Origin of the sequence: Rhodococcus sp. KBS0724, assembly GCF_005938745.2 — a bacterium.
Taxonomy (GTDB): domain Bacteria; phylum Actinomycetota; class Actinomycetes; order Mycobacteriales; family Mycobacteriaceae; genus Rhodococcus_F.
The window spans coordinates 876331-896341 of the sequence record NZ_VCBX02000001.1 but is presented as its reverse complement, the minus strand read 5'-3'; the positions used below and the strand labels follow the sequence as shown (position 1 = coordinate 896341).

Here is a 20011-nt window from a genome sequence, read left to right as displayed (position 1 = left end):
ACACCATTCGGAAGGCACCCCATGACATCCACCTTGTCGCAACCGAACTTCGACGTCCGCCGATCGGGCGATCGCTTCAAGTCCAATGCCGGTTGGCTGGACTCGAAGCACTCCTTCTCGTTCAGTAATCACTACGACCCGAAGAACACTCACCACGGCCTTCTCCTGGTCAACAACGACGACATCGTCACGCCGGGAATGGGATTCGACACCCACCCGCACCAGGACATGGAGATCGTCACCTGGGTACTGAGAGGGTCTCTCGTGCATCAGGATTCGATGGGCCACTCAGGCGTCATCTATCCCGGTCTCGCCCAGCGGATGAGCGCCGGAACGGGCATCCTGCACTCCGAGAAGAACGACTCGTGGCGACTCGGTGACGTGGCCGGAGCGCATTCCGACAAGCACAGCGACCCGGTTCACTTCATCCAGATGTGGGTCGTTCCCGACGAAGCCGGAATCACTCCCGGTTACGAGCAGTTGGAGATCGACGCCGAATTGCTCGCCGGTGGACTGGTTCCCGTCGCCTCGGGCATGGATGCGTACGCCGATCACTCGGCGATCCGGATCAAGAACAAGTACGCCGCGATGCACGTCGCGCGTCTGCAACCCGGAGCGCCCGCAACACTGCCGGACGCACCGTTCCTCCACGTCTTCGTCGCCGACGGTCAGGCTGCCATGGAAGGAGTCGGCGTGCTCGAACAAGGTGACGCGGTACGCGTATCCGGCGGCGGAGGCCAGCAGGTCAGCTCCGACACCGGCGCCGAGGTCATCGTCTGGGAAATGCATGCCACGGTGTCGCAGGGGTGACGGTGAAGCCATTCTCGTACACCGCTTCACCTGCTCGAATCGTCTTCGGCCAAGGGACGATCGACACAATCGCAGACGAAGTGAGGCGGCTCGGCCGTAGCCGAGTGATGGTGCTGGCAAGCCGTCGACTGGACGCAGTTGCCGCCGCCGTCACCGAATCTCTCGGCGACATGGCGGCCGTCCGCTTCGACGGCGCCGTAATGCACACTCCGGTGGACGTTACCGACACGGCGCTTGCTCTGGCCGAACAGCATCACGTCGATGCCGTCGTCGCGATCGGCGGCGGTTCGGCGACCGGGCTGTCCAAGGCCTTGGCACTGCGGGCGGGATTCGATCAGATCATCGTTCCGACGACGTACGCGGGATCAGAAGTCACTCCGGTTCTGGGTGAAACAGCCAACGGGCGCAAGGTAACTCGCTCATCACCGCACATCAGACCCGAAACTGTCGTGTACGACGTCGATCTCACCCTCGATCTGCCGCTGGAAACTACCGTCACCAGTGCCGTCAACGCGCTGGCGCACGCGGTTGAAGCGTTGTATTCGACTGACTCCAATCCCATCACCGACTCGATGGCAATCGAGGCTATCTCCGGGATCGCGCGCGCTTTGCCGACAATTGTCGGCGATCCGAGAAATGTGGAAGGAAGGGCCGAGCTGCTGAAATCGGCTTGGTTGGCCGGAACCTGTTTGGGCACAGTCGGCATGGGGCTCCATCACAAGTTGTGTCACACCCTCGGTGGCAGCTTCGGTTTGCCGCATGCCCCCACCCACACCGTCGTCCTCCCCCACGCGATGGCATACAACGCGCCCGACGTTCCGGACGTCATGGCTCGAATAGCAACAGCGCTGGGTGTAGCCGACGCTGCCACCGGAGTTTTCGATCTCGTTGCTTCGTGCGGTGGACCGACATCTTTGAGAGAACTTGGAATGAGCCACGATCAGATCGGCCGTGCCGTCGAACTCGCGATTTCCGCCGCGTACCCGAACCCGCGGGAGATCACTGCTGCCGGTCTGACCGAACTCCTCGAGAACGCCTGGTCCGGTCGGCGGCCGGAAGTCCGGTGAGAACGAATACCGCGTCGCGGATATACCCGGCGCGGATCGACCGAAATCGCTAGCCTTGATCCATGAGCATTCCTGACATCACGCTGAATTCCGGAATCACGATCCCGCAACTCGGCCTCGGAGTCTGGCAGGCAACCAACGACGAAACCGAACATGCTGTGCGCTTTGCACTCGACGACGCCGGTTACCGCCACATCGACACCGCTGCCGCCTACGGCAACGAAGAGGGCGTCGGACGCGGGATCGCCGCGTCATCCGTTGACCGTGAGGACGTCTTCCTGACCACAAAGCTGTGGAACTCCGATCAGGGCTACGAGCCGGCGTTGACGGCATTCGACACCAGCATCGAGAAACTGGGCGTCGACTACGTCGACCTGTACCTCGTCCACTGGCCGCTCCAGGACAAGGAACGACTGCTCCGCACCTGGGACGCAATGGAGAAGATCGCCGAATCAGGCCGCGCGAAGGCTGTCGGCGTCTGCAACTTCGAGCCCCACCACCTGCAACTTCTGGTTGACCGAGGTGGACTGCTCCCCGCGGTGGACCAGGTGGAACTGCATCCCCATCTTCCTCAGCACGCGATTCGTGAGAAGGCGGCCGAGCACGGAATCGCGGTCGAATCGTGGAGCCCACTCGGCGGAACCAGCAACGCGGGATGGGGTCCGGCATCCAAACCGAACACACTCCTGACGGACCCGATCATCACCCGCATCGGTGATCGGCACAGCAAGTCAGCCGCGCAGGTACTGATCCGCTGGCACCTGCAGAATGGTCTCATCGTCATTCCCAAGTCCGTGCACGATGCCCGCATCGCAGAGAACATCGACGTCTTCGACTTCGAACTCACCGAACTCGACCTCAGCGAAATCGCCACCCTCGACGACGGCACCCGCGTCGGCGCACATCCGGACGAACTTAATATCGGTGCGCCACAGTAATTTTCGACAAGTCCTGCAGAGTTTCCATCACTCGTTCGAGGGGTTCGATGCTGCGCGTCGTCTGACAGAGCGCAACGGCCCCCTCGATCGAAGCGATGGTCAGATTTGCCATCGACCGCGCCTGATCCGGCGGTGAGCCTGCCTCGGCAAGAGCGGCCTCGACGAGTGTCTGCCAACCGGCCAGAACCTCGGCAGCAGCCTCCGCAACCTCGGGTTCGCTCGCCCGGGCGAGCCCGCCGGCAATGATCGGGCAGCCGATCGCAAAATCGGAGTTCGCGAGGTTGCGTCGCCAGATATCGCCGACGGCATCGATGACGTCGGCCGGCGATCCCGTGGCCGATGCCGCACTGATCCGACGCGTGATGACGGCACCCGCAGCTTGCACCGCCTCGACCATCAGCTGGGTCTTGCCGCCCGGAAAGTGGTGGTAGATGGACCCACGCGGCGCGCTGCTGTGCTTGATCACGTCGTTGAACGAGGTCGCGTCGACGCCGTTACGGCTGATCAACTCGACGGCGCTGCGGATCATTCGCTCACGCGAGCTCAGGTCTGCCATCGCACAGCGCCTCCGTTCCTCTTTCTCCGCCTTTCCCGCAATGCTACGTGCCGGTGCCAGCACCCTTTCTGCACAGTGAACACGGTTTCCAGCCAGCTGAAGTTCATGATCACTCGAGACAGACCATGTTCTCTCGATCCCCGCCCAGTCCACAGACCGAGACAGCTCAGCAACCGGGCAAGCACGCGATGTACCATCGGCTCGTGACCTTCCCCGCTCCACACAGCTGGTGGCCTGACCGCTGACGGTCAGCCGCAACTGTGTGCTGCCCAGACGAGATCGGGTGGTCCGCAACGCTCCAGCATTGGATCACCCGATACCGCGAACCAGGTACCGAAATCCACGAAGGAGAGTTAGTTGACCACCACCCCACTCAACCGTTCGCTCGAACCATTGGGCGTTTCCATCCCGTCGAAGGTTCCGACGCACTGGTACAACCTGGCGGCTGACCTCCCCGAACCTGTTCCCCCGCACCTGCACCCGGGTACCCGCGAGCCGCTCGGCCCCGAGGACCTGGCACCGCTGTTTCCGATGAACCTCATCGCGCAGGAAGTGTCGACGGAACGGTACATCGAGATCCCCGAGACCGTCCGCGAGATCTACGGCATGTGGAGGCCTTCCCCCCTCTTCCGCGCACACCGCCTCGAGCGCGCACTGGGAACTCCTGCCCGCATTTACTACAAGTACGAAGGCGTGAGCCCCGTCGGTTCACACAAGCCGAATACCGCTGTGGCTCAGGCGTACTACAACGCCATCGAGGGCACCACCAAGCTCACCACCGAAACCGGTGCCGGTCAGTGGGGTGCATCGCTGTCCTTCGCCGGCGCTCTGCTCGGACTCGACGTCGAGGTGTGGCAGGTTCGCTCGTCCTTCGACTCCAAGCCGTACCGCCGCATCCAGATGGAGGCCTACGGCGGAATCTGTCACCCGTCGCCGTCGGATCTGACGGAAGCCGGACGCGCATTGCTGAAGTCGCATCCCGACACCACCGGCTCGCTGGGTATGGCCATCAGTGAGGCAGTTGAGGTCGCCGCGCAGGATCCGAACACGCACTACTCACTCGGCAGCGTCCTGAACCACGTCATGCTGCACCAGACCGTCATCGGTCAGGAAGCCATGGTTCAGCTCGAAGAAGCCGGCGACGCCATCCCCGACACCGTATTCGGTTGCGCCGGCGGCGGTTCCAACCTGGCAGGCTTGACGTTCCCGTTCCTGGGACGGAATCTGCGTGAGGGCACCAAGACTCGTCTTGTTGCCTGCGAACCGTCGGCCTGCCCGTCACTCACCGAGGGCGAGTACCGCTACGACTTCGGTGACGTTGCCGGCCTGACCCCGCTGCTCAAGATGCACACACTGGGCAAAGACTTCGTGCCGCCGGCTATCCATGCGGGTGGACTGCGGTACCACGGCATGTCGCCGATGGTCTCCCATGCCGTCAACCTGGGACTGATGGATGCCATTGCCATCGATCAGGACGACGCGCTGAATGCCGGTCTGATCTTCGCTCGCGCTGAGGGCATCATCCCGGCTCCGGAATCCACCCACGCAGTTGCGGGTGCGATCGCTCATGCGCGTTCCGTCACCGAACCTGAGGTGATCGTGATCGGTCTGTCCGGCAACGGTCAGCTGGATCTGCCCGCGTACTCGCCGTACGTCTAAGCCCCCTCGAACCCGGTGCGCCTTTCTGGTGGCGCTCACCACCAGAAAGGCGCACGGTGGCCCTATCGCACCCGGGCCGGCCGCGCAATTACTTCCAGGGCAACCAACGCGAGCACTGTCACCAACACCGTCACCGCTACGACAACTCCCGACGGATAGCGCCAGAAAACCAGCACAGCCACAGCGATGACGACAATCAAAACCCGAAGCGCCACAATATATTTTGCGCACACAGTCTCGATGGCCCGTGGTTCACGATCGGCGCTCGGCGATCTGACCGAGTCAACTGCCTTGCTGAATCCGCGGCGGACGGCCAGCGCCGATGACGATCCACCCGTGAGATAGCCGACGATCGCGACCACAACTCCGAGAACGAATACGGCACGCAAACTGGTCTTGAGCGGCAGGAGCAGGGTGTCGACGATAACCCCGGCAGCTTGCTGCGACAGAACATCCGAGGGAATGTCGTCCAAATACACCGCGCGCCCGATGCTGAGCGATACCGCCAGCAGTGCCATCGCCACGGCAACGGTGATACCGACCAGAGACAAAGTCCGAAGACGCGATCCCCGGGGTGCGCACCAGATCGCCCCGGCGGCAAGGATCAGGATTACCCACGGAAGCACAGCAGACGCTTTGTCCAACGCGGACACCAGACGCTGAGCCTTGACCAACTTCGGGGATTCGAAGATCACGAACGACTTGTCGATATCGGGAATTCTGTCGGCAAAAGCGAACCCCCGATCGACGAGTGCGCTGCGCGCCTTCTCGATCATCGGAGCCAACGAGATACTGACCTCACCCTTGTCACTGATATCGACTGCTGCCCGGGTGTCGCCGGTCAATACCGCCGTCAATGACTGGTGGGCTTCACGATTCGCCTCCACCCACAGATTCTCGAACGCGTCCGAGGACACTACCGACCCGACTGTCTGGTGGATGAACGATTTCGCCTGATCAGCAATGACCGGCGCAAGGCCGACCACCACTTGCGGCACCCGTTCCGCATTCTCGGTGAGCGTCGCGAGAGCGTCCGCTGTCACTTTCTCGATATCCAACTGGGAATCGATCTCATCGGTAATCCGGTTGGTGATCTCACCCTGGATGACGGGATTCGACCCCAGCGGAGCTACCGTCTGCACATAGCGTTCGGAATCGAGCAGTTCACTGCGCGCATAACGTGCGAGAACACCGGCGAACGACAGCAACAGGATTAAGACGAGCAAGATCCAGACGCCGACCCAGCGAAGACCCGAATGCTCGCCTCGTCGTCTCTCGCTCGGCTGCCTGGCCGCAAATTCGGCACGCAATTTCTCGAGTTCGGCGCGCTCCGATTTACTGAGCGGTTCGGCATCAGCGGAGTCCATCTAGTTTCTCGTATCTCTCGATGAAGCCTCGACAGCGGAGTGTGCACAGAGGTACATACCCAGATACGAACACGCTCAATCGGCGTCATCGACCGACGCAGAACCCTATTCGAATAAGTTCGGCAACCCACTGGAGACGGTGTCGGGGAATTCCGGCGTGCGCTTGGTGAGGAAAGCGTCAACCCCCTCCTTCACGTCGTCCGACGTGCCTCGGACATAGATGCCGATCGACTCAGCGCCGTGCGCCACCTCTGGCCCCGCCGCACCCAGCATCTGCCACATCAAGGCCCTGGTCAGCGCAACAGAGACCGGAGCCGTTCCCGAGGTAAGTTGGCGCGCGATCTCGACGGCTCGGGGCAATACCTGTTCGGCAGGAACCACCTCACGAACGAGACCCCGTTCGAGTGCGTCGGATACAGGAACCATCGCTCCGCCCAATGTCCACTCCAGGGCAGTCGAGATACCGACTACGCGGGGCAGGAACCACGTCGAGCACGCCTCCGGTACAAGACCGCGCCGGGTGAAGACAAACCCGAACCGAGCAGTGTCCGAGGCGATCCGGATGTCCGCGGGCAACGTCATGGTGACGCCGACGCCGGCGGCGGGACCGTTGATCGCCGCAATCACAGGTTTGGACGACCGGTAAATACGCAGGGCCACCTCCCCACCCGAATCTGCCGGCGCACCGGACTCGTTCGGATCCTTCTTCAACACAAAGGTATCGCCGCCCGCAGCAAGATCCGCGCCGGCGCAGAATGCGCGACCGGTACCGGTGATGACGATTGCCCGCACCGAATCGTCGGCGTCGCACTCGTCGAAAATTTCGAGGATCCGATCCCTCATCTCGAGAGTGAACGCGTTGAGCCGTTCAGGACGATTGAGCCGCACGATCGCGATCTCGCGATCCCGCTCGAGTACGACGACGGACTCGCTACCGGCACCAGTCACTGCATTTTCCTGTCTTTGTCGTCCGACCGCACGGTCAGCGCATCTTCTCGAATCGGTCCGCCACATCCGCGTACTCGGACCTGATGGCCGTCTTCGACAGTTTGCCGCTTGGCAGACGCGGCAACGGTTCGTTTCGGATCACGATGTAGCGCGGCACTTTGTAGTCGGTCATCAACCGATCACAGTGCTCGATGATCGCAGCCTCGTCCACCGATCCGGTGACCGTCACGATCGCTGCCGGAGTCTCGCCGAATCGTGGATCGGCTGCGGCAATGACCGCAACCTCCTCGATTCCGTCCATCTCGCCGATCACCCGCTCGATCTCGACCGGAGAAATATTGATCCCACCGGTAATGATGAGATCTTTCAGACGGTCGACGAACTTGACACGTCCCTCGGCATCTCGCGTACCGAGGTCTCCGCTGTGCAGCCATCCGTCTCGCAGTGCAGCCGCGGTCGAGTCGGCATCGTTCCAGTACCCGGGAGTGACGCCGGGACCGCTCAGCAGAATCTCGCCCTCTTCACCTGGTTCGGCTTCCGTTCCGTCAGGCCGTACCACCTTCACGGAGGTGAAGATGGATCCGTTTCCACAAGTGTCCGGATGATCGAAAGCTTCGGCCACAGGAGTCGCAGTGGCAACACCGCCCGCCTCGGTCATACCGTAGATCTGACGGAGCGCCACGCCTTTGGCAGCCCACCGCTCGAGCAACGCCGGCGCCACTGCAGCGCCGCCGACAATCGCAGTGCGCAACGACGACAGATCTGCTTCCTCGAATTCCACTGCGCGTGAGATGGCGTCGAAGACCAGGGGGACACCGAATATTGCCTGAACATCGTTTTCGCCCAATAACTTTGCTGCCCGGCCGGGATTCAGGTCTTTCTCGATGATGATCGTGCCACCGAGGACGGTTGTCATCAACAAGCCCCAGACAAGCCCAGGAGTGAACACGAGCGGAAGCACCAGCAGAGTTGTTGTACCCGGACGCAGACCCTCTTCGGTCAGGCTGGCTTCGAAGACGATACTCAACAGCGTTCGATTGGTGCAGATGACGCCCTTCGACAAACCAGTCGAACCGGACGTGAAGATCAGCGCCGTCGGCTCGTCCGGATCGATGTCTATCCGGAAGTCGTCCGCTGATCCCTCACGCAGAGAAGTGAATTCGCCGAACATCCGAACATCGAACCCGTTGCCGAGCGCAACTGCCTCCGCCACACCGTCGGCGTACTCCTGCGGCGTGATCACCAGAGTCGAGCCGGAATCATCGACGACCTTCCGCAACTCTGCGGGCTTGAGACGAGGATTGAGTGGCACCAAGACCGCTCCGGCCTTGATCACACCGAGTGCAAGCACCGGCCACTCGAGTGAATTCGGACCGAGAAGCCCCACGCGGTCCCCCGGCGAAACACCGGATTCCGAAAGTTGCCGAGCTACACGGCTCGACCAGTCCTGCAACTGTCGATAAGTCAACACCCCGCCGTCTACGACAATCACATTCTGATCACCTTTGGTCCGCGCCCACCAGTGCAGGGCAGAGCCAATTGTCGCAGCCATGTATTCCTCAATCTCTCTGATTACTTTGTTGTTCAACATATCCGGAAATATTCAGCCGGGATCAGGAATCGGGGAATCGCCTAGAGAGACGCCCATGTCGTGTCATGACACGACATGGGCGGCACATCATGCTTCCGGAGTGAACCTGATCGGCAGACGCGCACAACCGCGCACCTGCCCGGCATGGAGGATCGGCGGATCGGATTCGATCAATTCGTAGTCCGGGATTCGCCGGTGCAGCTCTTCGAGCGCCAACGACAACTCGATCCGCGCCAGGTGTGAGCCTATACAACGATGCGCACCGGATCCAAATGACAAGTGCCGATTGGGATGTCGTTCCAGGTTCAACTCTTCCGGATCTTCGAACTCGTCATCGTCCCGGTTTGCCGAGCACAACATGAGGATGAGCTGATCGCCCTTCCTGATCTGCACCCCACCGAGTTCCACATCACGAGTTGCCGCCCGCCCCGGTATCACCGCAGCTTCGATTCGAAGGATCTCTTCAACCGCGCTCGGAATCAATGTCTCGTCGTCGATGAGGGCGTCACGCTGATCCGGATTATTGAACAGGTGAATTATGCTCCACGCCAACGATCCCTGCACCGTATGCAGACCCGCGATGAGAAGAAGAAAGAACATCCGATTGAGCTCTTCGTCGGTCAGCAGTCGCTTTCCGTCTTCGAGTTCGACCTCGGTGTGAATCAGGGTCGAGGTGATGTCGTCGCCCGGGTTGGCCCGCCGTTCGTCGACGATCTTCTGGAAGTACCCGATCATTTCGAGCCCTGCCGCAACCGTGGCCTGACTCGACTCCTCCTCACTTGCACCAGGTTTGCCCATCAACACGGTATCCGTCATCTCGGTGAACATCGGCGCGTCCTCGGCGGGCCAGTCCATGAGAGTAAGGAAAACCCGCGTGGGAAGCTCATGGGCGAACTCAGAAATGAACTCGGCCTCGCCCTTGCCCGCAAACCCGTCGAGCAACTCGTTGATCACCTCGCGGATCTCTCCGGTCAGCGCCTTCATCCGATTGGGACTGAACAGCGGTTGCAGTGCAACGCGGTAGCCGGTGTGTTCCGGCGGATCGAGTTCGATCGGAATGAACTTACCCATGCCTCCCGGCCCGGTCACCAGGTTGTTCGGGTAACTGGAGAACGTCTCGGTGTCGCGAAGCACTTCGTGAATCTCTTTGTAACGCGTCACAATCCAGTGTCCGCCATGCGTTGGCGAGTAGACAACCGGGCCCTTACCCGCCAACTCCGCCACCCGCGCCTGGACCGTATCAACGGGTTGTGCGAGCGACTGGTCGTAGATATCGAAATCGACTACAAGGTTCGCGGGTATGTGTTCAGTGGTAGTCATGGAGCCACTCCTCGAAAAGTTGACGAAATCAAAGATGTTCGACGGTCAACACACGCTCGGGGCACACTATTGCGGCGGCGCGCAGGCCAACCGATCAGCTACAAGACGCACATCAGGCACCAGCGGTGAGCGTCGGCGTTCCTTGATCCTCGGGGAACCACATGCCGACGCGCGACAGGGTGCCACCATCGGTGGTCGGCAGAGTGACGCCGGAGATGTAGGCGGAGTCGTCGGACACGAGAAACAGTGCCGCATGTGCATTGTCGCGCAGTGACGGGGGGCGGTTGAGCTTGAGCGAAATCGGGGAGATACCCGAATCCCACGGTCCTGCAGTCTCTTCGTAGGACTGGCCGACGACGGGAGAGCCGGCGGGCATCAGGAAGTTGGGCGACATTCCGTGAGTGGGCGCAATGGCATTGACTCGAATACCGTATCGACCCAAGTCCAGGCTGAGGCCACGAACGAGTCCGTTGACACCGGCCTTCGTGGCGGAGTACATCGCGATACCGTGGTACGCCTGAAGCGATGCGGCAGACGACGTGGCGAGGATGACTCCACCGCCGTTGGCACGCAAAGCCGGAACTGCCGCCTTTGCCGTATAGAAGACGCCGCTGAGGTTTACGCCCAGCACTGCCTGCCAGTCGGCGTCCGTGAGATCCTGAAACTCGACTACCTCTCCGCCGGCAACGGACGGTACGCCGCCGCGTGAGATCACACCGGCGTTCGCAAATGCGATGTCGAGTTTGCCGAATGCATCCACGGTTGCGGCAACCGCGTCAACAATTTGCTGCTCGACAGAAACGTCTGCGGTGATCGCAATCGCCTTGCCGCCCTGCTGTTCCACGAGATCTACTGTTCCGGCCGCGCGCTCAGGATCGATGTCGACGACCGCGATCGTCGCGCCCTCGGAGGCGAAGAGTTGCGCAGACTGCCGACCGAGCCCGGATCCGCCACCGGTGATGAGTGCGACTTTGCCGTCAAGCTTCATGTGAGCTCCTCTTGTTCGAGTTGTGTGTGAGAGTCCGGGAACTACGGATTCACCGATTTCGGGGACTCGGATGCGACTGGACCGAAAGGTCGAATCAGGTTTATTTACAAAGAATTCGAGGTTGCGGTCAGCGATGATTCGCTCAAGCTACGGGACCGCCGCACTGCTGTGTGACTGACGTTACTATGCAGTTGATGAGACGTCAATCAAATTTTGTCATTTGATACACAACTCGCCCATATCGCCACGAGACCCGCCATTCCGGCAGCCACACCACCGACACAGAACGCAACGAGGTACGCCTGTTCCGCGGCAATGTGGGTACCCGCCAACGTGATCGACGCAAGTACCGCAGCAACGAACGCACTCGCCACCGAACTGCCGAAGGTACGAGCGATTGCATTGATCGCATTCACCACCCCGGTGTCCGACTCACTCACCCGCTCCACCAGCAATGCCGGCAACGCCGCATAGGAGGCGCTGACGAAGATGTTGACAACGATCAAGGCACAGATCAGCTGCCACGCATGATCGTGAGCGAATACAAGCAGGGTGAAGCCCGCGACACCGATGACACAGGAAACGATCAGAACCCGAGCGGCACCGAACTTTCCGATCAGTTTTCCACTGAGTGAGGCCGCAATGACACCGGCGATCGATCCGGGAAGCAGATACACAACGCTTGCCGCCAGCACAGATGCGCCGAATCCGTACCCTGCGACAGCGGGATCGGCTTGAACGAACTGCGCTGCCCCGAGGAATTGCACGTACATCGCCGCACCGACGAGCAGCGCAGCGAGGTGCGTGGGGCCCACAGCGCGCCCGGTGAGCAGGCCTGGCGGTACCAGAGGCAACGCGATGCGTCGTTCGTGTAAATACCAGCCACACAACACAAGTACACCACCGAATGCGAGCGCAAGCGTCGGTACCGAACCCCAGCCCCACCGTCCTCCCTCCGCCAACGCCAACAAGAGCGCAGACAGCCCGATCGCGAGCGCAACCGTGCCTACCGGGTCCAGCCCACCGGATTGCGGCGGCCCCGAACTAGCCGGGACAACGAACCATGCCAGCCCGAGCGCTACGGCACCGAGCACCAGAAGCAGCCAGAACACGCGGCGATAGTCTGCGTCGCCTGTGTGCAGCAGTCCGGCAGCCACCATGCCGACTCCACCTCCGACGCCGAGGAGCCCAGACATCAGCCCGATGGCACCGGACAATCGGGGCGGGCTCAGCACACCTCTTAGCACCGCAACACCGATCGGGAACAGTGCAAACGAAAGTCCTTGCAGCGTCCGGCCGATAACCAGTGGAACGAGGCTCTTCCAGGCAAAACACAGCACGGATCCGGCGAGCACCAGAATCAGGATCGTCACCAGCACCCCGCGCGCACCCCGCCGGTCGGCCAATCGGCCAAGCACCGGCGTACACACCGCGGCGGCAAGTAGATTCGCAGTCAGTGCCCACGCGACGGCGGATGGTCCGACATCAAGTTGCTCGGCCATGGCAGGTAGAAGCGGAACCACCGACGTCTGCACAACTGCGGTTGTCATGACGATAAAACACAACGAAGGTACCAGCGCCCGGCTTACCCTGGGAGCGGTGGAAACAGTTGTCACCATAGACAACCAGGTGTCCCGGGAACTACGTCGATCAGCATCTCTCCCCTTCGAGTGTTTCGCCTAGAGATCGATGACGAGTTTTGGTGTGCGACTACGTGAAACACAGATCATCATCGCGTCTCCCGCTTCCTGCTCGTCTTCGGTCAGGATCGAATCACGATGGTCGGGTTTTCCACCGAGCACCGCAACTTCACACGTGCCGCAGGTGCCCTCTCGGCACGAGAAGTCGACGATCACGCCGTTCCGTTGCAGTGCGTCGATCATCGATTCCTCCGCGCCGACGCCAATTGTTCGTCCGCTACGGGCGAGCTCGACGTCGAAAGCGCCGTCGACCGCGCCCTCCTCGATTTGCTTCGGCGCAAAACGCTCGATATGCAAATTCACGTGATCGCGTTCGCGGCATGCACCTTCGATGGCCTGCAACAGCGGCTCCGGTCCACAGCAGTAGACCGCGGCACCGGGGGCCGCAGCGTCCAAGGCTGAGGCAAGATCGAGGAACCCGTACTCGTCCTGTGGGCGCAAGGACACGTTCTCCTCGAACTCTTCTACCAGTTCGTCGGCAAACGCCATCGAAGCACGGGTCCGCCCACCGTAAAGCAACTTCCAGTTCGAGCCGCGCGCTTGGGCAGCCCGAAGCATCGGCAGCAGCGGTGTTATGCCGATTCCACCAGCGACGAACAGATACGATTCAACTTCAACCAAGGAAAAATGGTTCCGCGGTCCGCCGATCTCGATGACGTCACCGATCTCGAGTTTGTCGTGCACATGAATCGAACCGCCACGTCCACTCGCCTCACGCAGCACGGCCACAGTCAGGCTCGAAAGATCGGCAGGATCGCCGCACAGCGAATACTGCCGTGTCATCAATGTATCCAGAACGAGGTCGATGTGTGATCCGGGCTCCCACGTCGGCACACGTCCCCCGGCCGCGTCGGCCAGACGTAGAGCCACCACACCGTCGGCGAGCGGATCCTTGGCGATCACGCGCATCGATTGCTGTCCGGGACTGCTGGTGCTGTTCATCGATACTCGTTCCACTGTCGGGATGCGCTTGCGTTTAAATCTTATGCAATTAGATTTAATCTAGGCAAGGCCCCCACGCGAAAGCAGGTAGACACGCATGAACCAACACACCCGGACACCGATCCTGGATCTGTTCCGCCTGACAGACTCCGTCGCAGTAGTCACCGGCGCAGGCGGTGGTCTAGGCGCCGGCTTCGCCCGCGCGCTGGCCGAAGCCGGCGCCGACGTCGTTCTGGCCGGACGCCGTAGGGAAGCTCTCGAACCGGTTGCACGAACCGTGATCGAACTCGGCCGACGCGCTATTGTCGTGCCGACCGACGTGACGGATCCGCAGCAGTGCGACGCGTTGGCGGAAAGAACGATCAGCGAGTTCGGCAAGCTCGACATCCTGGTAAACAATGCCGGCGTCACGCATTCCGCACCGGCCACGCGCGAGCGTCCGGAAGACTTTCGCGCCGTCTTCGACGTCAATCTCTTCGGTGCGTACTGGGCTTCCCAGTCGTGCGCCCGCGTCATGGAGCCTGGTTCGAGTATCGTCAATGTGTCCAGCGTCCTCGGCCTCGTCAAATCCGTGCTCCCCCAAGCCGCGTACGCCTCCAGTAAAGCCGCGATGATCGGGCTCACGCGTGACCTGTCGCATCAGTGGTCCAAGCGAAAAGGCATTCGTGTCAACACCATTGCGCCGGGGTTTGTCGAAACGGACATGATCGGCGAGATGCCTTCGGATACTCTCGAAGAATTCCTGACCGGATCCACGCTCGGACGCACCGCGACGCAACGCGAAATCGATGCCGCTGTAATCTTCCTCGCCAGCCCCGCAGCAAGCTACATCACCGGCTCGACGCTCGCTGTCGACGGCGGAACCTCCGGGCACTGAGACACGAAAGCTGTTGAACATCATGACGGTAGAAACCACACTGGTCAGAATGCAGGGCGACGGGCTCACTCTGACGGCCGACTGCTGGACGCCAACGTCCGGCACATCGACCGGCACGGTGTTGCTCCTGCACGGCGGCGGCCAAACTCGGCATTCGTGGCAGCGCACGGGCCATCGGCTCGCCGCCAACGGTTGGCGAGCCTATGCAATCGATGCCCGCGGCCATGGCGACAGCGAGTGGAGCGCAGACGGCGACTACAGCCCACGGGCACATGCTCGGGACATCGCGTGCCTGGTTCAGCACCTTGGTGAACCACCGGTGCTCGTAGGCGCCTCGATGGGCGGAATGGCGGCACTACTGGCCCAGGGCGCTGATCCGAACCTCGGGCGCGGCCTCGTGCTCGTCGACATCACTCCGCGAGCAGAGGCAACGGGCATCGCCAAGATCACCTCTTTCATGGAGAGCGGTCTGGGTGGATTCGACACGCTCGACGACGCCGTCGCAGCCGTTGTCACCTACAACCCGCATCGTCGACGCCCACCCAACGCCGAGGGACTGCGAAAGAACCTGCGCCGACGAGACGGGCGTTGGTACTGGCACTGGGATCCGAGGATGCTCTCCGACCGCGAGAACTCGCCCGAGCAGTCCGATGCGCGCGAGTCGCGCGCCCGCACGGCAGCGCAGGCGATTACCGTCCCCACCATGCTGATTCGAGGCGCACAGTCCGACGTGGTAAGCCACGAAGGTGCCCGTGACCTGCTCGAACTCATCCCTGGAGCCCGCCATGTCGATGTCGGCGGCGCTGGTCACATGGTGAGCGGCGACGACAACGACCTTCTCAGCGAGGGTCTTCTCGAATTCCTGACCGTCATCCCTCAATTACCGAACCGCTAGGCTTCCCAGATGCCGAGCAACGGCATCAGACCCGACCGCCCAGCCGAAAGCCGCACATGCCCAGACCGTCCAAGCCCCTCATCTCCCGCGCCTCTGCCGTCGCGGCCTCCATCGACATCATCGATACCGAGGGCCTCGACGCGTTCAGCCTGCCGCGTCTGGCCAAGCATCTCGGCGTGCGTGCGCCCTCGCTCTATCACCATTTCGAGGACAAGTCCGCGATCCTGTCGGCCGTTGCTCGCCAGATCGCCGGCGCCGGCACGATTCCGCGTCGAAAGCCCGGACCCGACTGGCCGGAGTACTTCGTCACGCTGAGTCTCAATCTGCGGCGATCGATACTGCGACACCGCAACGCCGCCCCCATTCTGCTTCAGTACCTGCCGCGCGACCTTCTCATCGGACCATACGAGGAGACCGCCCACTTCCTCGAAGAATCGGGGATCCCGACGCGGTTGCATGTTCAGATTCTCGACGGCATGGAGCGAATTACCCTCGGTGCCGTACTCACGGAGGCGATGAGCAAACCCAGCACGCGCTCCTCGATCTTCCCGAACATCGATCCCGAGTCGCAGCCCATGCTGTCGAAAGCTATGGCGGCGAACGAGTTCACGCAGAAACAACTGTTCGAGGAAATGATCCGCAGTTTCCTGTACGGCGTCATGCGCAACGAAAACTGAACGGACACACAAACGCTCGGCCGGAACATTCCGGCCGAGCGTTTGTGTGTGATCACCCGGGAATCCGGGACGCAACTACCTACTGTGCGGTTGCCGGCATGTGTACGGCCTTGGTCTCGAAGAACTCCTCCAGCCCTTCGAGCCCACCCTCGCGGCCGAGTCCGGACTGCTTGTACCCGCCGAACGGCAAGGTGAAGTCCATCGTCGAGGTGTTGACGCTGATCGTTCCGGTCCGGATGCGCTGCGCAACCTCGAAGCCGTGATCAAGATCCTCGGTGTAGACGGCTCCGGACAGACCGTAAACGGAGTTGTTCGCGATCGCGACAGCGTCGTCTTCGTCCTCGAAGGTGATGATCGAGATGACCGGTCCGAAGACCTCTTCCTGAGCGATGCGCATGTCTGGCCGCACACCGTCGATGAGAGTCTGCTCGACAAAGAAACCGTGGTCGTAGCCGGCCGGGCGACCACCACCGAGCGCGATGGTTGCGCCCTCTTCCTTCGCGATCTCGATGTAGCTTTCGACGCGTTCACGCTGACGCTCCATGGCAAGCGGGCCGAGGAAGTTGCTGGGATCCCACGGATCGCCCATCGGCAGTGAGCCGTACGCGACCTTCAGCGCCTCGAGCACCTCGTCGTGGCGCCTACGCGAAACCAGGACGCGGGTGAGCGCGATGCAGGCCTGGCCGGACTGCAGGCACCCACCCATAGGCAGGCTCTGCAGAACGTGGTTGATGTCCGCGTCGTCGAGGATGATGGCGGCGGACTTGCCACCCAGTTCGAGAGACACGCGAGCGATGCGCTCGCCTGCCAGCGACATGATCCGTCGACCTGCGGCGGTACTACCGGTAAACGTGATGTGGTCGACGTCGGGGTTCGTGACAAGGGTTTCCGAAACTTCGCGGTCAGCGCAGAGGACGCTGACGACGCCCTCGGGAATGTGCCCTTCCTCGACAAGTTCACCGATGATGTCGGCAAAAACCGAAGGTGAGACCGGTGCCTCCGGAGCAGTTTTGAGCACGACGGAACAGCCCGCAGCAAGAGCCGGGGCAACCTTGAATGCAATGGTGCCGATCGGCCCGTTCCACGGGATGATCGCCGCGACAACGCCGGTCGGCTCCTTGAGGATGCGAGTGATGCCGCCGTCGGCGCGAGTTCGATCCTCACGAGTCTCGAAGTCACGAGCGAACGCCGCGGTCGCGCGAAACAGCCCGCCCGTCATTTCCTGCGTGGGGCGGCTCACCGAGATGGGAACGCCGACCTCGACAACGCCGATCGGGGTGAGCTCGTCGACTCGCTGCGCCAGACGGTCCGCGATCATGTCGAGCACGTCGGCACGCTGCGCCATCGTGCGCGATGCCCACTCCCCCTTGTCGAAGGACTCGCGTGCGGCCGCAACTGCACGGGCGACGTCTTCGGTTGTGGCGCTGCGGATTCGCGCGACCTTCTGCTCGGAGAAAGAATCGACCAGGTCGATCCACTCGTCACCGGTCGAATCGACCCATCGTCCGCCGATGAATACCTGCTCGCGATCGGCGATCACCGGAGTAGGCGCTGCCGAGGTTTCTGTCGTGGTCATGGTTGAAAGGCTCCTTCACTCAACGGATGTTGTAGCCGGCGTCTACCGGGAACGTCACACCGGTGACGTATCGCCCCTCGTCGGAGGCGAGGTAGAGGATGGCATTGCTGATGTCGACCGACTCCACGAGTTCGACAGGCATCGGGTTCTTGAACGATTCGTCCGCTGCGACATCCGGGTGGGTATTGATGAACTCGCCGTACTCCGCGTTTGCGACCATCGGAGTGTTGACACCGGTCGGATGCACCGTGTTCACGCGAATGCTGTGCGGAGCAAGCTGTTTCGCATACAACCGCATCAGGCCGACAACGCCGTGCTTTGCCGCGCTGTAAGCAGCCTGACCTGGCAAGGTGTTGAGGCCGATACTCGTCAGCCCGGCCGCCGAACTGGTGATGACGATCGAGCCACCCTCACCACGCGAAATGAGGTCGGGCACAGTTACTTCGAGCACGTGCCACACGCCGGTCAGCATCGTGTCGAGCGCGTCGTGCCAGGCTTGCCGCTGCTCACCCGGGCCGATAACCGGCATGATTCCGGCGTTGGGAAGCACGATGTCGACCTTGCCGAACTGCTCGATGCCGGCGTCGTACGCACGCTGGACGTCCTCGATCTTGCGGACGTCGCCGACGGACGTGACGATCGATCCACCGGCTTCCTTGACCAGACGCTCGGTTTCAGCGAGGTCGTCCGTGGTCGCCATCGGATAGAACACCGTCGGAATCTGATCGCAGATGTCCATCGCAATGATCGACGCGCCCTCCTCCGCCAGACGAATTGCATGTGAACGGCCTTGCCCACGCGCCGCACCGGTAATGAATGCGACCTTGCCTTCTACGCGGCCCATGATGTGTCCTCTCTCTGATCGGCCAACCCGCGAGCGCCCAGACATGCCTGATTTGCATGGGGCAGAACAACATACGGGTCTGATTACCGATTCACACGGCTACTGTCGATTATTCTTTTACACACGGTTGGATTGCACTCTCTCCACAAGATGTTGTGAAGCGTGTCACAGAAGACTACCGACACCGGGGGCAATCGTCAACAAATGACATAAATCGTCATTCGTCTCGCTGTTTCACGATTCGACACCCTCCTTCCATACACCGACCTGGAAGCACGCATGCGCATCCTCCTGCTCGTACGACAGCAGCCTGAGCATGCGCACCGCACCCTCGTCTTCGGGATCTATTCGGATCAGCGAAGTTTGGGCTCCAACCGCCTCGAGTTCCTCGAGCGCACGAGTGAGCAGCGCGGTCCCCAGACCGCTGCCCCGCGATTGCGGAGTAAGCACCAGCGCCCGCACCCAGGCAGCCCGAAGTTCGAGATGTTCATGCAACTCGGGGTCGAACCACACAAATCCAACCGGTTGACCGCCCTGATCCGACGCGATCAACACCGACCCGGTTCCCGACGCGATCCCGTCCGAAACCTCGGCCGCTTGACGCGTCGGCAACCCTGCCACACCAACAATCTCAGTGACTGCGACCATGTCCCTCGCCCCGTTGACGGCATACCCCGCCGGCACCGATGCCGGTGCGAGATCCACCGCGAATGGGCCGGTCAGATTTCGGGAGAGCGTCCACAACCGCCGTACGGCCTCGATACCGAACCGTCCGGTCAAGCGCTCGGAAGCGGGATGGCTGCCATATGCCCACGCTCGCAATGCCGTGGCGCCGGTACCCACCCACCCCCCAGGTTGGGTGACGTCGATTCCGAGTTCTTCGACAAGCATCGTGGTGACACCACGTGAGCGGTAGTCCGGATGGACGACGTACGCCACCGATCCCTGACCACTGTCGTCGATCGACAAATGCAGGTAGGCAACAACAAGCATCGGTGCATCGTCACGGGCACTCAGGTCCCGGCGAGCCTTGATCGGCAGATGCCAGACCACCACGCCCGCCCGCGAAACAGCCTCGACGTCAGCGGCCGGTATTGCCGTGAAACCCGCCTCGTGATCGTAGTCGGCGGCCGTGCGCACGAGCTCCAGAACCTCGGCCCGATCGTCGTCGACGAGCTGTTCGCACCATCGGTAGGAAATCATCGTCCATCGCTCCTTATCTGCCCATCTTGTGCCCTAAATCTAATGACTATCGG

Annotated in this window: 18 protein-coding genes; 7 read left to right on the top strand and 11 right to left on the bottom strand. The window is 61.6% G+C overall.

Annotated elements, in window-relative coordinates; translation table 11 throughout:
* Positions 1-21: 21 nt before the first annotated feature.
* From FFI94_RS04090 to FFI94_RS04080, 3 genes are all read left to right on the top strand, one after another.
* The gene (locus tag FFI94_RS04090) at positions 22-810 is read left to right on the top strand and encodes a pirin family protein (protein ID WP_138871860.1); all 789 of its coding nucleotides are present in this window, start codon (positions 22-24) and stop codon (positions 808-810) included.
* 2 nt (positions 811-812) lie between these two features.
* A complete protein-coding gene (locus FFI94_RS04085) occupies positions 813-1877 on the top strand; it encodes a maleylacetate reductase (RefSeq protein ID WP_138873589.1) in 1065 nt (354 codons plus the stop codon).
* 62 nt (positions 1878-1939) lie between these two features.
* A complete protein-coding gene (locus tag FFI94_RS04080; RefSeq protein ID WP_138871859.1) occupies positions 1940-2815 on the top strand; it encodes an aldo/keto reductase in 876 nt (291 codons plus the stop codon).
* Here FFI94_RS04080 and FFI94_RS04075 read toward each other — a convergent pair.
* Positions 2793-3371, bottom strand: a complete 579-nt coding sequence (locus FFI94_RS04075) for a TetR/AcrR family transcriptional regulator (protein WP_138871858.1) — start codon at positions 3369-3371, stop codon at positions 2793-2795. The genes FFI94_RS04080 and FFI94_RS04075 overlap by 23 nt on opposite strands.
* A gap of 357 nt (positions 3372-3728) precedes the next feature.
* Here FFI94_RS04075 and FFI94_RS04070 point away from each other — a divergent pair, with 357 nt between their 5' ends.
* A complete protein-coding gene (locus FFI94_RS04070) occupies positions 3729-5030 on the top strand; it encodes a TrpB-like pyridoxal phosphate-dependent enzyme (RefSeq protein ID WP_033232418.1) in 1302 nt (433 codons plus the stop codon).
* Between the two features lie 62 nt (positions 5031-5092).
* Here FFI94_RS04070 and FFI94_RS04065 read toward each other — a convergent pair whose 3' ends face one another.
* The 7 genes from FFI94_RS04065 to FFI94_RS04035 all read right to left on the bottom strand — a co-directional run bounded on the left by FFI94_RS04065 (position 5093) and on the right by FFI94_RS04035 (position 13886).
* Positions 5093-6397: a hypothetical protein gene (locus FFI94_RS04065; RefSeq protein WP_138871857.1), complete on the bottom strand. Its 1305-nt coding sequence runs from the start codon at positions 6395-6397 to the stop codon at positions 5093-5095.
* Positions 6398-6502: 105 nt separating this feature from the next.
* Positions 6503-7345, bottom strand: a complete 843-nt coding sequence (locus FFI94_RS04060; RefSeq protein WP_138871856.1) for an enoyl-CoA hydratase-related protein — start codon at positions 7343-7345, stop codon at positions 6503-6505.
* A gap of 34 nt (positions 7346-7379) precedes the next feature.
* On the bottom strand, positions 7380-8897 hold the full coding sequence (locus tag FFI94_RS04055; protein ID WP_138871855.1) for a class I adenylate-forming enzyme family protein: 1518 nt from the start codon (positions 8895-8897) through the stop codon (positions 7380-7382).
* A 126-nt stretch (positions 8898-9023) separates the two neighbouring features.
* Positions 9024-10256: a cytochrome P450 gene (locus tag FFI94_RS04050; protein ID WP_138871854.1), complete on the bottom strand. Its 1233-nt coding sequence runs from the start codon at positions 10254-10256 to the stop codon at positions 9024-9026.
* Between the two features lie 112 nt (positions 10257-10368).
* Positions 10369-11244, bottom strand: a complete 876-nt coding sequence (locus FFI94_RS04045; RefSeq protein WP_138871853.1) for an SDR family NAD(P)-dependent oxidoreductase — start codon at positions 11242-11244, stop codon at positions 10369-10371.
* A gap of 206 nt (positions 11245-11450) precedes the next feature.
* Positions 11451-12794, bottom strand: coding sequence for an MFS transporter (locus tag FFI94_RS04040; protein ID WP_260683838.1), 1344 nt, complete (start codon positions 12792-12794; stop codon positions 11451-11453).
* 129 nt (positions 12795-12923) lie between these two features.
* The gene (locus tag FFI94_RS04035; RefSeq protein ID WP_138871851.1) at positions 12924-13886 is read right to left on the bottom strand and encodes a PDR/VanB family oxidoreductase; all 963 of its coding nucleotides are present in this window, start codon (positions 13884-13886) and stop codon (positions 12924-12926) included.
* 97 nt (positions 13887-13983) lie between these two features.
* Here FFI94_RS04035 and FFI94_RS04030 point away from each other — a divergent pair, with 97 nt between their 5' ends.
* From FFI94_RS04030 to FFI94_RS04020, 3 genes are read left to right on the top strand one after another with little or no spacing between them, the layout of a single operon-like run.
* Positions 13984-14763, top strand: coding sequence for an SDR family NAD(P)-dependent oxidoreductase (locus tag FFI94_RS04030; protein WP_138871850.1), 780 nt, complete (start codon positions 13984-13986; stop codon positions 14761-14763).
* Between the two features lie 22 nt (positions 14764-14785).
* Positions 14786-15658: an alpha/beta fold hydrolase gene (locus tag FFI94_RS04025; RefSeq protein WP_144298280.1), complete on the top strand. Its 873-nt coding sequence runs from the start codon at positions 14786-14788 to the stop codon at positions 15656-15658.
* 56 nt (positions 15659-15714) lie between these two features.
* Positions 15715-16335 carry a TetR family transcriptional regulator gene (locus FFI94_RS04020; RefSeq protein ID WP_138871848.1) on the top strand — a complete coding sequence of 207 codons (621 nt, stop codon included), beginning with the start codon at positions 15715-15717 and terminating at the stop codon, positions 16333-16335.
* A gap of 79 nt (positions 16336-16414) precedes the next feature.
* Here FFI94_RS04020 and FFI94_RS04015 read toward each other — a convergent pair whose 3' ends face one another.
* The 3 genes from FFI94_RS04015 to FFI94_RS04005 form a co-directional block, all read right to left on the bottom strand.
* Entirely contained in the window at positions 16415-17911 is a 1497-nt protein-coding gene (locus tag FFI94_RS04015) for an aldehyde dehydrogenase (protein WP_138871847.1), read from the bottom strand.
* A 19-nt stretch (positions 17912-17930) separates the two neighbouring features.
* Positions 17931-18755 carry a mycofactocin-coupled SDR family oxidoreductase gene (locus FFI94_RS04010; protein WP_138871846.1) on the bottom strand — a complete coding sequence of 275 codons (825 nt, stop codon included), beginning with the start codon at positions 18753-18755 and terminating at the stop codon, positions 17931-17933.
* Between the two features lie 234 nt (positions 18756-18989).
* A complete protein-coding gene (locus FFI94_RS04005) occupies positions 18990-19958 on the bottom strand; it encodes a GNAT family N-acetyltransferase (protein WP_138871845.1) in 969 nt (322 codons plus the stop codon).
* Between the last annotated feature and the right edge of the window lie 53 nt (positions 19959-20011).